The 13,599-nt window shown below is 62.3% G+C and carries 13 protein-coding genes; 8 read left to right on the forward strand and 5 right to left on the reverse strand.

Going from position 1 to position 13,599, the window contains the following annotated elements:
* Window positions 1–178: 178 nt before the first annotated feature.
* Window positions 179–586, forward strand: a complete 408-nt coding sequence (gene mscL / locus AC1IN8_RS05965) for a large-conductance mechanosensitive channel protein MscL (protein ID WP_139437368.1) — start codon at window positions 179–181, stop codon at window positions 584–586.
* Window positions 587–655: 69 nt separating this feature from the next.
* Here mscL and xerD read toward each other — a convergent pair whose 3' ends face one another.
* Window positions 656–1,567, reverse strand: coding sequence for a site-specific tyrosine recombinase XerD (gene xerD / locus AC1IN8_RS05970; protein ID WP_139437365.1), 912 nt, complete (start codon window positions 1,565–1,567; stop codon window positions 656–658).
* A gap of 183 nt (window positions 1,568–1,750) precedes the next feature.
* On the opposite strand from xerD, the gene fldB reads away from it, so the two are divergent.
* The 4 genes from fldB (at window position 1,751) to AC1IN8_RS05990 (ending at window position 5,893) form a co-directional block, all read left to right on the forward strand.
* Window positions 1,751–2,269: a flavodoxin FldB gene (gene fldB, locus AC1IN8_RS05975; RefSeq protein WP_025326077.1), complete on the forward strand. Its 519-nt coding sequence runs from the start codon at window positions 1,751–1,753 to the stop codon at window positions 2,267–2,269.
* Between the two features lie 258 nt (window positions 2,270–2,527).
* Complete coding sequence (locus AC1IN8_RS05980; RefSeq protein WP_429160325.1) at window positions 2,528–3,928, forward strand: TldD/PmbA family protein; 1,401 nt, start codon at window positions 2,528–2,530, stop codon at window positions 3,926–3,928.
* Complete coding sequence (locus tag AC1IN8_RS05985; RefSeq protein ID WP_479758362.1) at window positions 3,928–5,268, forward strand: TldD/PmbA family protein; 1,341 nt, start codon at window positions 3,928–3,930, stop codon at window positions 5,266–5,268. Before AC1IN8_RS05980 ends, AC1IN8_RS05985 begins: the two co-directional genes overlap by 1 nt.
* A gap of 229 nt (window positions 5,269–5,497) precedes the next feature.
* A complete protein-coding gene (locus AC1IN8_RS05990; protein ID WP_162519240.1) occupies window positions 5,498–5,893 on the forward strand; it encodes a VOC family protein in 396 nt (131 codons plus the stop codon).
* Window positions 5,894–5,959: 66 nt separating this feature from the next.
* Here the strand turns inward: AC1IN8_RS05990 and AC1IN8_RS05995 are convergent, their stop codons facing one another.
* A complete protein-coding gene (locus tag AC1IN8_RS05995) occupies window positions 5,960–6,886 on the reverse strand; it encodes a L,D-transpeptidase family protein (RefSeq protein WP_479758363.1) in 927 nt (308 codons plus the stop codon).
* Window positions 6,887–7,341: 455 nt separating this feature from the next.
* On the opposite strand from AC1IN8_RS05995, the gene trhP reads away from it, so the two are divergent.
* Both trhP and AC1IN8_RS06005 read left to right on the forward strand, forming a co-directional pair.
* Window positions 7,342–8,703 carry a prephenate-dependent tRNA uridine(34) hydroxylase TrhP gene (gene trhP / locus AC1IN8_RS06000; protein WP_041205198.1) on the forward strand — a complete coding sequence of 454 codons (1,362 nt, stop codon included), beginning with the start codon at window positions 7,342–7,344 and terminating at the stop codon, window positions 8,701–8,703.
* 1 nt (window position 8,704) lies between these two features.
* The gene (locus AC1IN8_RS06005; protein ID WP_005326658.1) at window positions 8,705–8,953 is read left to right on the forward strand and encodes a YfhL family 4Fe-4S dicluster ferredoxin; all 249 of its coding nucleotides are present in this window, start codon (window positions 8,705–8,707) and stop codon (window positions 8,951–8,953) included.
* A 182-nt stretch (window positions 8,954–9,135) separates the two neighbouring features.
* On the opposite strand, the gene AC1IN8_RS06010 is transcribed toward AC1IN8_RS06005, so the two are convergent.
* Window positions 9,136–9,528, reverse strand: coding sequence for a DUF1090 domain-containing protein (locus AC1IN8_RS06010; protein ID WP_202046523.1), 393 nt, complete (start codon window positions 9,526–9,528; stop codon window positions 9,136–9,138).
* A gap of 159 nt (window positions 9,529–9,687) precedes the next feature.
* On the opposite strand from AC1IN8_RS06010, the gene AC1IN8_RS06015 reads away from it, so the two are divergent.
* Window positions 9,688–10,041, forward strand: coding sequence for a DsrE/DsrF/TusD sulfur relay family protein (locus tag AC1IN8_RS06015; RefSeq protein ID WP_265435509.1), 354 nt, complete (start codon window positions 9,688–9,690; stop codon window positions 10,039–10,041).
* Window positions 10,042–10,044: 3 nt separating this feature from the next.
* On the opposite strand, the gene AC1IN8_RS06020 is transcribed toward AC1IN8_RS06015, so the two are convergent.
* Entirely contained in the window at window positions 10,045–11,256 is a 1,212-nt protein-coding gene (locus AC1IN8_RS06020; protein ID WP_479758365.1) for an MDR family MFS transporter, read from the reverse strand.
* Between the two features lie 147 nt (window positions 11,257–11,403).
* On the reverse strand, window positions 11,404–13,545 hold the full coding sequence (gene pnp / locus AC1IN8_RS06025) for a polyribonucleotide nucleotidyltransferase (RefSeq protein ID WP_139437353.1): 2,142 nt from the start codon (window positions 13,543–13,545) through the stop codon (window positions 11,404–11,406).
* Window positions 13,546–13,599 lie beyond the last annotated feature (54 nt).

Genomic DNA, 13,599 nt, shown 5'->3' on the forward strand with positions numbered 1-13,599 from the left:
GATTAATAGAGTGGATCGCAAAAAAATCCCGATCTGACAGGTTGCCAATCGGGCTTGAGCCCCGCAAGCTAATCAGGAGGACGGGAGACATCATGGTCATCCCTCTGTTTTATTGATGTTTTATTATCCAGATTCGACGTGCGGCCTGACCTCACGCCGTCCATTTTTAGGGGGAAAAATGAGTCTGATTCAAGAGTTCAAGGCCTTTGCAGCCAGAGGCAACGTCATCGACATGGCGGTCGGTATCATCATAGGTGCCGCCTTCGGCAAGATAGTCTCCTCCTTCGTGGGTGACGTCATCATGCCGCCCATCGGCCTCATCCTGGGGGGGGTGGACTTCAGCGATCTGGCAGTCACCCTGAAGGCCGCCGAAGGTGACATCCCTGCCGTGGTCATCGCCTACGGCAAGTTCATCCAGACCATCATCGACTTCCTGATCATCTCCTTCGCCATCTTCATGGGGCTCAAGGCCATCAACACCCTGAAAAAGAAGCAGGAAGAGGCCGCCGCCCCGGCCGGCCCCACCAAGGATCAGGAGTTGCTGACCGAAATCCGCGACTTGCTCAAATCCCAGCAGGGGAAATAGACGCCATCTCCTGTCGTGCAGTGATGAAAAAACCGCCATCTGGCGGTTTTTTATTGGCGGCGGCACGGATCAGGCCCGAGGATGGTGCTCCCCATGGAGCGCCTTGAGCCGCTCGTTGGCCACGTGGGTGTAGATCTGGGTGGTGGAGAGATCCGCGTGCCCCAGCAGCATCTGCACTACCCGCAGATCGGCGCCGTGGTTGAGCAGATGGGTGGCGAAGGCGTGGCGCAGGGTGTGGGGGGAGAGTTCCCCCCTGATCCCCGCCCGCTGGGCATAGAGCTTGATGCGATGCCAGAAGGTCTGGCGGGTCATCATCCTGGCCTGCTTGGAGGGGAAGACCACGTCCGAGCTGGTGCCCCCCAGCAGCAGGGTACGCCCCTCTCTGTAGTAGCGCTCCAGCCAGTACACCGCCTCCTCCCCCATGGGCACCAGCCGCTCCTTGTTGCCCTTGCCCACCACCCGCACCAGCCCCTGGCGCAGGCTGACATGCTCGGCAGTGAGCCCCACCAGCTCGGAGACCCGCAGCCCGGTGGCATAGAGCAACTCGAGCATCGCCTTGTCCCGCAGCTCCAGCGGATCGTCCACCAGGGGCGCCGTGAGCAGCGCATCCACCTCGGCCTCGCTGAGATCCGAGGGCAGCTTCTTGGGCAGCTTGGGCCCCTCCAGCAGCACTGTCGGGTCGTCACTACGCAATTTTTCCCGATTGAGATACTGATAGAAGCGGCGCAGGGCCGAGAGGAAGCGGGCCGTGCTGCTCGCCGCAAACTGCTTGTCCACCCGCCAGGCGAGGTAGTGCTGGATGTCATCCATCCCCGCCAGCAGCAGGGAGCCACCCTGACCATCGAGCCAGAGGGCAAACTTTTCCAGATCCGTGCGATAGGAGCTGACCGTATTGTCGGACAGCCCCCGCTCCAGCCAGAGGGCATCGAGGAAGGGCTCGATCAGGGGATGGTTGTGCACGGCAGGGGCAGGCTTGGTCATTGGGTGTCGGTCTTGGGCAAACGGTGGCCCATTGTAGCCTGCCAGGCCGGCGCATACACCAGGAGCAGGCACACCAGGCGGTGAAGCGCGAGGGGCAATCTGCTAGACTGGCGCCCTCACTCGGGCGGTCCGACCCCATGGTTGCCCGACACCCCCTTGCCTACTGCGATCAAGAGAAGAGCGATGAAGATAGGTTTGTTTTACGGCTCCACCACCTGCTACACCGAGATGGCCGCCGAGAAGATCCGCGCCCTCATTGGCCCCGAGCTGGTTGATCTCCACAACATCAAGGACGTGCCCCTGGCCCGCATGCAGGAGTACGACATCCTGATCCTCGGCATCTCCACCTGGGACTTCGGCGAGCTGCAGGAAGACTGGGAATCCCGCTGGGAAGACATCAAGGATGTGCCTCTGGAAGGGCGCATCATCGCCCTGTTCGGCATGGGCGATCAGCTGGGGTACGGCGAGTGGTATCAGGATGCCCTCGGCCTGCTGCACGATCAGCTGGTACCCAAGGGGGTCAGGCTGGTAGGTTACTGGCCCAACGAAGGGTACGAGTTCGATGCCTCCAAGGCGCTGATCGACGATGGCCGTCACTTCGTCGGCCTGGCCCTCGACGACGCCAACCAGTACGACCAGACCGAATCCCGCATCGAGCAGTGGGTCGATCAGATCCTGAATGAGATCCACGAGCTGCTGTGATCCCGCCAAGTGGTACCAAATAGCATCGACGGTTCGGCTCCCTTATCGCTCTTCGAAAGCGACGTTGATCTCCCCTGCCGGCAGCCAGCCACCCTGGCTGCCGGTCGCAGTTATCGCACCGATTCTCTCAATCGGTATCATCGCATGACGCTATAGCGACTTTTTTGTGCTGGTCTGCAACAATGCAACCGACACCCCATAACACAATCAGAACGGGTGTCGGAAGCAAACAGGAAACAGACCAGAAAAGGAAATTCTATGACCTCATTCTCCCTGTTGGCCCCCACCATAGCCCGCGACGTGCTCGATCACGCCCTGGCGCTGGGTGCCGACTTCGCCGAGCTGTTTGTGGAGCGCAAGCGCCGCAGCCAGCTCAGCCTGCTCTCCAGCCAGATAGAGAACATCAGCGGCGGCCTCGATTTCGGCATAGGCGTGCGCCTGTGCTACGGCCACAAGGTGCTCTACGGCTACACCAACCTCGCCAGCCGCGAGGAGCTGCTGCGCATCGTCACCCTGCTGGCGGCCAAGGACAGGCGTGACCCCGTGGTCACCGCCACCGCCTTCGACTTCACCCGCTTGACCGATCGCAATCCGGTGGCCCTGCCGCTCTCGGCCGACAAGCTGCTGGAGCAGAAGATCGCCTACCTGCACGCCATGGATGCCGTGGCCCGCGCCGAGAGCAGCAAGGTGAGCCAGTTCTCCGGCAACGTGCTGGGCTGGGAGCAGGAGGTGGAGATCTTCAACAGCGAAGGGCTCCAGGTGGCAGATCGCCGCCACTACAACCGCATCATGGCCCAGACCATCGCCCTGGACGGGGGCGAGCAGAGCGTGGGCTACGAGGCCCCCGGAGCCCTGATGGGCTGGGAGCATGCCGATCGCATCGATCCGCGGGAGCTGGCCCTCACCGCCACCCGTCAGGCGCTGGTGAAGCTGGGTGCCGCCCCCTGCCCGAGCGGCAAGCTGCCGGTCATCATGGAGAGCGGCTTTGGCGGCGTGATCTTCCACGAGGCCTGCGGCCACCTGCTGGAGACCACCTCGGTGGCCAAGAAGGCCTCGGTATTCCACGACAAGATGGGCCAGCTCATCGCCAATCCGGCGGTCAGCGCGGTGGACGAGGGCTTGCAGAGCAACGCCTGGGGCTCCATCAACGTCGATGACGAGGGGATGGCGACCCAGCACACCCAGCTCATCAAGGAGGGCGTGCTCACCGGCTTCCTGGTGGACAGAATGGGGGCCATCAAGACCGGCCATGCCCGCACCGGTTCCGGGCGGCGCGAATCCTACAAGTTCGCTCCCACCTCGCGCATGCGCAACACCTATATCGAGCCGGGCAACCACAGCCTGGAGGAGATGCTGGCGACCGTGGAACACGGCATCTACGCCAAGAAGATGGGGGGCGGCTCGGTGCAGCCGGGCACGGGCGAGTTCAACTTCAACGTGCAGGAGGCCTACCTCATCGAGCACGGCAAGATAACCCGGCCCCTCAAGTCGGCGACCCTGATCGGCACAGGCCCGCAGGTGCTGAAAGAGATCTCCATGGTGGGACGCAATCTGGCGCTGGCCGCCGGCATGTGCGGCTCCATCTCGGGCTCTGTGCCCACCTCGGTGGGCCAACCGGCCCTCAAAGTGGACAACATTCTGGTGGGAGGGAACGCCTGATGAGCCAGCTCGACATGAACCAACTGCTTGCACGCCTGCTGGACAAGGTCGCCGATTTGGGCGCCGAGGCGGACGTCATCGCCAACCAGGAGAAAGCCTTCTCCCTCAAGGCCGACAAGGGCGAGCTCGGCGAATACAAGGTCACCAGCAGCCAGCAGATAGGCATTCGCCTCATCAAGGAGGGCCGGGTCGGCATCGCCTATTCCGAGTCCCTCGATGAGCCGGCGCTGGATGCCATGGTGCAGGATGCGCTGGATGCCAGCCGCTTCGCCAAGGTGGACCCGGATCAGCGCATCACAGTGCAGCAGAGCCGGCTCACCACCGACTGCGCCGAGATACACCAGGCCGACACCACGGCGGTGGAAGAGAAGATCGCCCTGGCCCTGCGCCTCGAATCGGACATGCTGGCCCTGCCGGATGTGACCGGCGCCCCCTACAACGGCTTCTTCGAAGGGGAGAGCCGCCTCTGGCTCGCCAACAGCCAGGGCTCGTTCTGCGAACATCAGGAATTCAGCGTCGGTTGCCACAGCTCCGCCCTCATCGAGCGGGAGGGGCGCCAGTCCATGCACTACCAGGGACAATACGCACGGCGCTTCGACGAGCTGGAGAGCCAGCCCCTCATCCGGCAGATCCACGCCGTGGCCGACGGCCTGCTGATGGGTGAGGCGGTGCCAAGCGGTCGCTACAGCGTGATCTTCAGCACCAACTGCTTTGCCAGCCTGTTTGGCTGCTTCCAGGGGGCGCTGTCGGGCAAGTGGGCCCAGCAGGGGATCAACCCCTGGCGCGGCAAATTGGGGCAAAGCGTGGCCTCCCGCTGGCTCACCCTGGAGAGCCGGGCCTATATGCCGGGGGGCATGAACATCAAGGCGTTCGATGGCGAGGGTGCCGCCACCTCGGATCTGCTGCTCATTGGCGAAGGGGAGCTGAAGACCCTGCTGCACAACAGCGCCACCGCCCGCCATTTTGGGGTGACGAGCAATGGCTCGGCGGCCCGCAGTGCCCGCAGCGCCCTGGATGTGACCGCCCGCCACCTGGTGTTTGGCACAGGCCCTCACAGCGAGGGCGAGGTGCAGAGCGGCGACTATCTGGAGCTGCTCAAGCTGGACGGCCTGCACTCCGGTGCCGATGCGGTGAGCGGCGACTTCTCGTTTGGCGCGTCAGGGTTCCTGTGCCGGGACGGTGTACGCGTCCAGCCGGTGCGCGGCATCACGGTCGCGGGCAACTTCTACCGTCTGCTCGGGGAGCTGGAAGCGGTCGGCAACCTGCTGCACCACAACGATGGCAAGGGCTTTTATGCCCCCCTCATCCGTTTCGGTGGCTTGAATGTCGCAGGCAAGTGACTGTATCTAGCGGGAAAATCGGTTATCTTCCCCATCCAAAAGCGGCGCCATCAGGTGCCGCTTTTTCATTGATGGCATCTCTCATCCCCCACTCCTAACCTCTAAGAACCAGTCCAAGACCTGTCGCGAGACCGTCAGCAAGGTAAAGAGCAGCGCATGAGCCTTGATCACGGTCTCGCAGCAAGATCGCAGATTGATTCCAAGAGCCGCCGGTCGCATCGGCCGGAACATGCTGGAGAATACGAAGATGGACAACACCCTGGTCTGGGCCGACATTCCGACACGGGATCTGGATCGCGCCATGGACTTCTACTCGGCCCTGCTCGATGTGCAGGTCACCCCCATACAGGAGGAGGAGATGCGCTTTGCCATGCTGCGCTACGATGGCAGCAACGCGGCGGCCTGTCTCGGCCCCATGGACAAATACCACCAGCCCGGTGGCGCCGGTCCCCTCATCTATCTCTCTCTGGGTGACAGGCTGCAGGAGGCCGAGCAGCTGGTTCCCCGGCTCGGCGGGCGCGTGCTCGAACCCCTGCATTCCATCGGCAGCGGCCACGGCTCCCGGGTCATCATCGAGGATACCGAAGGCAACTGGCTGGCCCTCTATGCCCCGCCCGCCCCTTGAGCCGCATAAACAATAACGGCGACCCTGGGGTCGCCGTTATTGTTACCTGACACCAATCAGAAGCGATCAGGCTTCGGGATTGAGGCGGGTCGGCATGCCGGTACGCTGTTCCAGCACCTGCTTGACCACGTTGGAGTCGCTGTCCATGTGCGCGATGAAGCGGGTGGTGGCCGGGGTCATGGGGAGCGGCACCGAGGCGGTGGAGTTGAACTCCTCCTCGGTGCGCGACAGCGGCTCGTGCACTTCCATGTAACGACCGCCATCCGGCTCGACCGTGGTCTTGACCGGCTGGTTGACGAACTGGACGCGGGTACCGACCGGCACGTTGTCGAACAGGTACTTGATGTCATCGGCGCGCAGACGCACACAGCCGCTGCTCACCCGCAGACCGATGCCGAAGGTGGCGTTGGTGCCGTGGATGGCGTACAGGTTGCCGATGTAGAGGGCGTGCAGGCCCATGGGGTTGTCCGGACCAGCCGGCCAGACCGCAGGCAGTATCTTGCCCTGGGCGGCGTAGCGGCGACGGATGTTCTCGGTCGGAGTCCAGGTCGGGTTGGCGCGCTTGCGCTCCACCTTGGTGATCCAGTTCTCCGGGGTGTTGACCCCCAGCTGGCCGATGCCGATGGGCAATACCTGCACCACGTTCTTGCCTTTCGGGTAGTAGTAGAGACGCATCTCGGCCACGTTGATGACGATCCCCTCGCGCGGCGCATTCGGCAGGATCAGCTGATGCGGAATGGTCAGCTTGCTGCCCGGCGTCGGCAGATAGGGGTCGACGCCCGGGTTCGCTTCCATGATGTTGGTCAGGCCCAGCTGGAAGTCGGCGGCGATCTGCTCCAGCGGACGGTTGTCCGCGGGCACCACGTATTCCTGGTTCTCACCGATCAGACGGCTGTTGGCGGCCGGCAGCGCGTATTCAACGGCGGCGGCCTGCTGGCTGACCAGGGTCAGAGTGCAAAAAAGGGCCGAAGCGGCAATGCGAAGGGGATTCATAAAATTCCTGTATGGTTTCCTGTACCTGTTGGCCTGAAGCCGGTTCATCCTCGGTCTGTCCCTTGTCACGAGTCACGCTCGCCCGAGGCCAATACCGAGCGCGCATTCTTTCCCGAGTCGGACAAAATTTCAACTTGAAGAGGGGGCTTTTTCACGGAAAAGATCCATTCTCCCCCCAACAATCGACCGTATCGGGTGCCTGTTACCCTAACATCGCCAATCTGAGCACAAAATGAACATGCATCCGGCCCGCCACCCTAGCGCCAAATTGCATGATGGCGCCGTCACGAGTACAATCTCGCACCCCTTTTATCAGGAGTATCGAGTCATCTCGTGCTCTGGGTGTACCTCATCGGGTGGCCGTGCGTCTAGTACGGTCGCACCATGCCGATGACCCTATACGGCGCCATCAGGTGGCGCCGTCCTGATTTGCAATCAGACAGAAAGAGTCCAACATGTTCAGACCAGAATTGCTCTCCCCCGCCGGGACCCTCAAGAATATGCGTTACGCCTATGCCTATGGCGCCGACGCCGTCTATGCGGGCCAGCCGCGCTACAGCCTGCGGGTGCGCAACAACGAATTCGATCACGAGAATCTGCAGCTCGGCATCAACGAGGCCCATGCCCTGGGCAAGCAGTTCTATGTGGTGGCCAACATCCAGCCCCACAACTCCAAGCTCAAGACCTTCATCCGCGACATGCGCCCCGTGGTGGACATGAAGCCGGATGCGCTGATCATGTCAGACCCCGGTCTCATCATGATGATGCGCGAAGCCTTCCCGGACATGCCCATTCACCTCTCGGTACAGGCCAACGCGGTCAACTGGGCCACGGTGAAGTTCTGGCATCAGATGGGCCTGACCCGCGCCATCCTGTCGCGCGAACTGTCGCTCGACGAGATCGAAGAGATCCGCATGCAGGTGCCCGAGATGGAGCTGGAAGTCTTCGTCCACGGCGCTCTGTGCATGGCCTACTCGGGCCGCTGCCTGCTCTCCGGCTACATCAACAAGCGTGACCCCAACCAGGGCACCTGCACCAACTCCTGCCGCTGGGAGTACAAGGTGCACGAGGGCAAGGAAGACGACGTGGGCCAGATAGTCCACCGTCAGGAGCCCATCGCCGTGCGCCCGGACAACACCCTGGGCCTCGGCAAGCCGAGCGATGCCCTGGTGCTGCTGGAAGAGTCCAACCGCCCCGGCGAGTACATGACGGCGTTCGAGGACGAGCACGGCACCTACATCATGAACTCCAAGGATCTGCGCGCCGTCGAGCACGTGGAGCGTCTGACCAAGATGGGCGTGCATTCGCTGAAAATCGAAGGCCGCACCAAATCCTTCTACTACTGCGCCCGTACCGCCCAGGTCTATCGCAAGGCCATCGACGATGCGGTCGCCGGTCGTCCGTTCGATCCGACCCTGATGGGCACCCTCGAGAACCTGGCCCACCGTGGCTACACCGAGGGCTTCCTGCGCCGTCACAACCACAGCGAGTACCAGAACTACGACTACGGCTACTCCGTTTCCGACACCCAGCAGTTCGTCGGCGAGATCACCGGTCGCCAGGGCGACATGGTGGAAGTGGAAGTGAAGAACAAGTTCCTGGTGGGCAACAGCCTGGAGCTGATGACGCCCCAGGGCAACGTCAGCTTCAACCTGGAGCAGATGCAGAACCGCAAGGGCGAGCTTATCGACACCGCGCCGGGCAACGGCCACGTGGTCTATGTGCCCGTCCCCAAGGAGATCGACGTCAACTACGGCATACTGCTGCGCAACCTGGGCGATCGTCAGGACACCCGTCAGCCCCACTCGGCGGCCTGAGATGGCGCTGCTCATCACCGACAAGTGCATCAACTGTGACATGTGCGATCCCGAGTGTCCGAACCAGGCCATCAGCCTGGGGGAGAAGATCTACGAGATAGATCCGGATCGCTGCACCGAGTGCGTCGGCCACTATGAGAAGCCCACCTGCATCAGCGTCTGTCCTATCGACTGCATCATCTGGGATCCCGCTCATGTGGAGACCGAAGAGCAGCTGATGGACAAGTTTGTGCTGATGCACAGGCAGTAAAATGTGCATCGGCGTCTGCACCTTGTGGACTGTATCCTCCGGGATCCCGCTCACGTGGAGACCGAAGAAGAGCTGATGGACCAGTTTGTGCTGATGCACCGGCAGTAGTGCCGGACCTGCGGGCCATCCAGAAATAGAAAAAGCCGGGCATGCCCGGCTTTTTCTATTGCGCTACAGCCCACTCAGGGCTTGACCAGCTTCTGCAGCGCCTCAAGCTCGCGCTGGGCCTCCAGCAGCTCGGCCTGGGATGCCTCCAGCTTGGCCTGCTTCTTGGCGATCTTGTCCGGCTTGCCCGAGACCCGGGCGCTCTGCAGATCCGCCAGACGCTCCTCCACCTCTTGCTTCTGCTTGGCCACCTTTCGCTGCTGCTCCTCGAGGAGCCCGGCATCGGTGCAATGGGTCTCGATGTTACGCAGGGCCTGCTCCAGACCCGCCACCTGCTGCGCGTTATCGTGCGCCCGGGCGAAGCTCAACTGCTCGGTCACTGCCTGATGCCTGGCCTTGCAGCCGACGTTTTCACTGCCATAGGCCTGTCCGGCCAACAGCAATAATCCTATTCCGGCGATCTTCCACATAACGACCTCTTTGCTCTGTCATACTGGATGGCCGCCTATGAAACCTGACTCATACCCCGAGGTCAAGGCACAGGGAAAGGGCTACGACAGAGTTTGCACTGGGTCATGCCGCCGCCATGCCGGCGACGCTACAATGCCCCTTTCAACCCGGAGAGTCCCATGAAGCAACAGATCGTCATCATCGCCAACGGTGCCCCCTATGGCAGCGAAACCCTGTTCAATGCCCTGCGCCTGGGGATAGCCCTCAACGAGCAGGAAGACATCGACCTGAAACTCTTCCTGATGTCAGACGCGGTCAGCGCCGCCCTGGCGGGCCAATCCCCCGCCGAGGGTTACAACCTGCGCCAGATGCTGGAGATCCTGCTGGCACAGGGCACCCGGATCCGGCTGTGCAAGAGCTGCACGGACGCGCGGGGCATCACGGCCCTTCCCCTCATCGAGGGTATAGAGGTAGGCACCCTGCCCCTGCTGGCCCAGTGGACACTGGCGGCCGACAAGGTGCTGACCTTCTAGGGATCAGGGCTCGGCCCGGACCAGCGCAGGGCGTGAGGTCCGGGTACTCAGGCCATAGAGCATCAGGATCGCCAGGCAGAGCAGCGCCATGCAGCCATAGAGCCAGCTGCCCCCCCAGTTGGCCAGGATCCAGCCCCCCAGCAGGGCACCGATGGCAATCCCGAGCCCGGACATGGAAGCCGCCCCGAAGTAACTGCCCTTGAGGTGCTCCGGCGCCATCTGATCGACCAGCACATTGAGCAGCGGGAACAGGATGCACTCGCCGATGCTGAGCAGGATCACCGCCACTATCCAGTGCCACCAGATAGCGGTATCCCCGAGCGCGAACTGCAGCTGGGCGCTGAGGAAGAAGGCGACCCCGAGCTGCAGTCGGCGCTTGATAGACCAGTTGGCGGTCAGGTGCAGCAGCGGGAACTGCAGGATCACTATGGTCAGCGCATTGGTGCTCACCAGCCAGCCGATGAGGCGCTCCACTTCCGGGGTCCCCGCCCGGGTCAGGTACTGGATGAGCGGTGACTCGAACTGGGCATAGACCAGCATCAGCAACATGTTGGCCATCGTCAGCAGCAGGAAGCCCCTGTCCTGCCAGAGCACCCGCAGCACGGCGCGCATGCCCGGGCCGGTGGCATGGCTTGGCTGACAGGCGGCCAGTCGAAAACCGACGAAGAAGATGAAGCCGAGCAGCAGATAGCTGGCACTGAGCAGCAGGAAAGTCTCCTGCCGTGCGCTCAGGCCGTAGCTGACCCCGAGCAGGGGACCTATGGCCGCCCCCAGGTTGAGCAGAAAGTAACGCAGGTGCAGCGCCAGCTCGCGGGCCTTGGGCTCGGCCAGGCTGTCGGCCATCAACGCCTTGCCAGGGGAATCGATGAGCCCGTAGGAGAGCCCGCTGCCGATCACCCCGAGAGCCAGCCAGATCACCTGATGGGAGAGGCCGAGCAAGGCGACGCTCAGGGCGGACACTAGGCAGCCGAACAGCAGTATGTTGCGCCGCCCCCACTTGTCCGACAGCCAGCCGCCATAGAAGCTGACTAGAGTGGAGAGGGCCGCCGTGGCCCCCAGGATGAGGCCGATCAGGGTCGCCGACAGCCCGTAGTCGTGATAGAGCAGGATGGAGAGAAAGGGCCAGACCATGAAGAAGGTGGTGCGCACCATGAAGGTGCCCAGGATGACGATCCAGACTAACGGGGGAAACTGCCTGAGATAGGCCCATGACATGCTGCACTTCCTTTTGACAACGTGACGGCGAGTCGTCCCTTATAGCAACTGGCGCCAAAAGGAACAAGGCATCTTCTCTCTGGTCTTCACAGGCAGACAGGCACAAAAAAGCCGACCCTGAGGTCGGCTCTTCACAGTACGGGTGCCTTATTCGGCAGCCGGCTCTTCAGCAACGGCCACGTCGGCAACCGGGGCGACGGCTTCGGTCGGTGCATTCGCTTCCTTGATGGAGAGACGCACGCGGCCCTGACGGTCCACTTCCAGTACCTTCACCTTCACCACATCGCCGATCTTCAGGAAGTCGGCCACGTTCTGCACGCGGGCATCGGTGATCTGGGAGATGTGCACCAGACCGTCTTTACCCGGCAGTATGTTGACGAAAGCGCCGAAATCGGCCAGACGCACAACCTTGCCTTCATAGATGCGGTTCACTTCGATCTCGGCGGTGATGGCCTCGATGCGACGGATGGCTTCCATGGCGGCTTCGTTGGCAACGGCAGAGATGCGGACGGTGCCGTCATCATCCAGCTCGATGTTGGTGCCGGTCTCTTCGGTCAGGGCACGGATCACGGAACCGCCCTTGCCGATGACATCCTTGATCTTCTCGGGATTGATCTTGATGGTGTGGATGCGCGGGGCGAAATCGGAGATTTCGGCACGGGGAGCCTGGATGGCTTCGTCCATGACCTTCAGGATGTGCAGGCGAGCGCCACGAGCTTGCTTGAGGGCAATCTCCATGATCTCTTTGGTGATGCCTTCGATCTTGATGTCCATCTGCAGCGCGGTGATACCCTGGGTAGTACCGGCCACCTTGAAGTCCATGTCGCCCAGGTGATCTTCGTCACCCAGGATGTCGGACAGCACCACGAAACCTTCTTCTTCCTTCACCAGACCCATGGCGATACCGGCAACGGAGGCCTTGATCGGCACACCCGCGTCCATCAGCGCCAGGGAGGAACCACAGACGGAGGCCATGGAGGAGGAACCGTTGGATTCGGTGATTTCAGAGACCACGCGCACCACGTACGGGAACTCGGCGGCGCTCGGCATCACGGCAGCAACGCCGCGTTTGGCCAGACGACCGTGACCGATTTCACGACGCTTGGGGCTGCCCATCATGCCTGTCTCGCCGACGCAGTAGGGCGGGAAGTTGTAGTGCAGCATGAAGCGGTCGGCACGGTGGCCAGACAGCTCGTCGATGTTCTGGGCGTCACGCTCGGTACCCAGGGTCGCAACCACGATGGCCTGAGTCTCGCCACGGGTGAACAGGGCAGAGCCGTGGGCACGGGGCAGGATGCCGGTGCCGACGGACAGGGCGCGGATCATCTCCGGATCGCGACCATCGATGCGCGGCTCGCCACGGACCACACGGCCACGGACGATACGGCTTTCCAGGCTGTGGAACTCTTCGCCGATCTTCTTGGCATCTTCTTCCACGCCGGAGGCGATGACCTGCTCGACCACGCGCGCCTTGATGGCACCGATGGCGGCATAACGCACGGCCTTCTCGGTGATGCGGTAGGCTTCACCCAGTTCGGCGGTGGCCAGCTCGGCAACCTTGGCTTTCAGCGCTTCGTTGACGGCAGGCGGGGTCCAGTCCCAGGGCTGGGTACCCACGTCGGCGGCAAACTCGTTGATAGCGTTGATCACCACCTGCATCTGCTCGTGGCCATAGACCACGGCGCCCAGCATCACCTCTTCGGACAGGATGGCCGCTTCGGATTCCACCATCAGCACGGCGTTGGCGGTACCGGCAACCACCAGGTCCAGATCGCTCTGGGGCAGTTCGGTGGTGGTCGGGTTCAGCACGTACTGACCGTTCATGTAACCCACGCGGGCAGCAGCAATCGGGCCGCCGAACGGGATACCGGAGATGGCCAGGGCAGCAGAGGCACCGATCATGGCAACGATGTCGGGGGACACGGCCGGGTTCACGGACATGACGGTGGCAACCACCTGAACCTCATTGAGGAAGCCTTCCGGGAACAGCGGACGAATAGGACGGTCGATCAGGCGGGAGATGAGGGTCTCACCTTCGCTCGGACGGCCTTCACGACGGAAGAAACCACCCGGGATACGACCAGCAGCATAGGTACGCTCCTGGTAGTTGACGGTCAGCGGGAAGAAATCACGGCCGTGATCGGCCTCTTTCTTGCCGACGACGGTCACAAATACGCAGGTATCGTCCATGCTGACCATGACGGCCGCAGTGGCTTGACGGGCCATCACACCGGTTTCCAGGGTGACGGTGTGTTGACCGTACTGGAATGACTTTACAATAGGATTCACGTGAATTTCCTTTTTACAATTTGGCGCTTTAAATTCGCGTGCAAGTATACTTGA

Source organism: Aeromonas sp. 130281 (assembly GCF_056642115.1).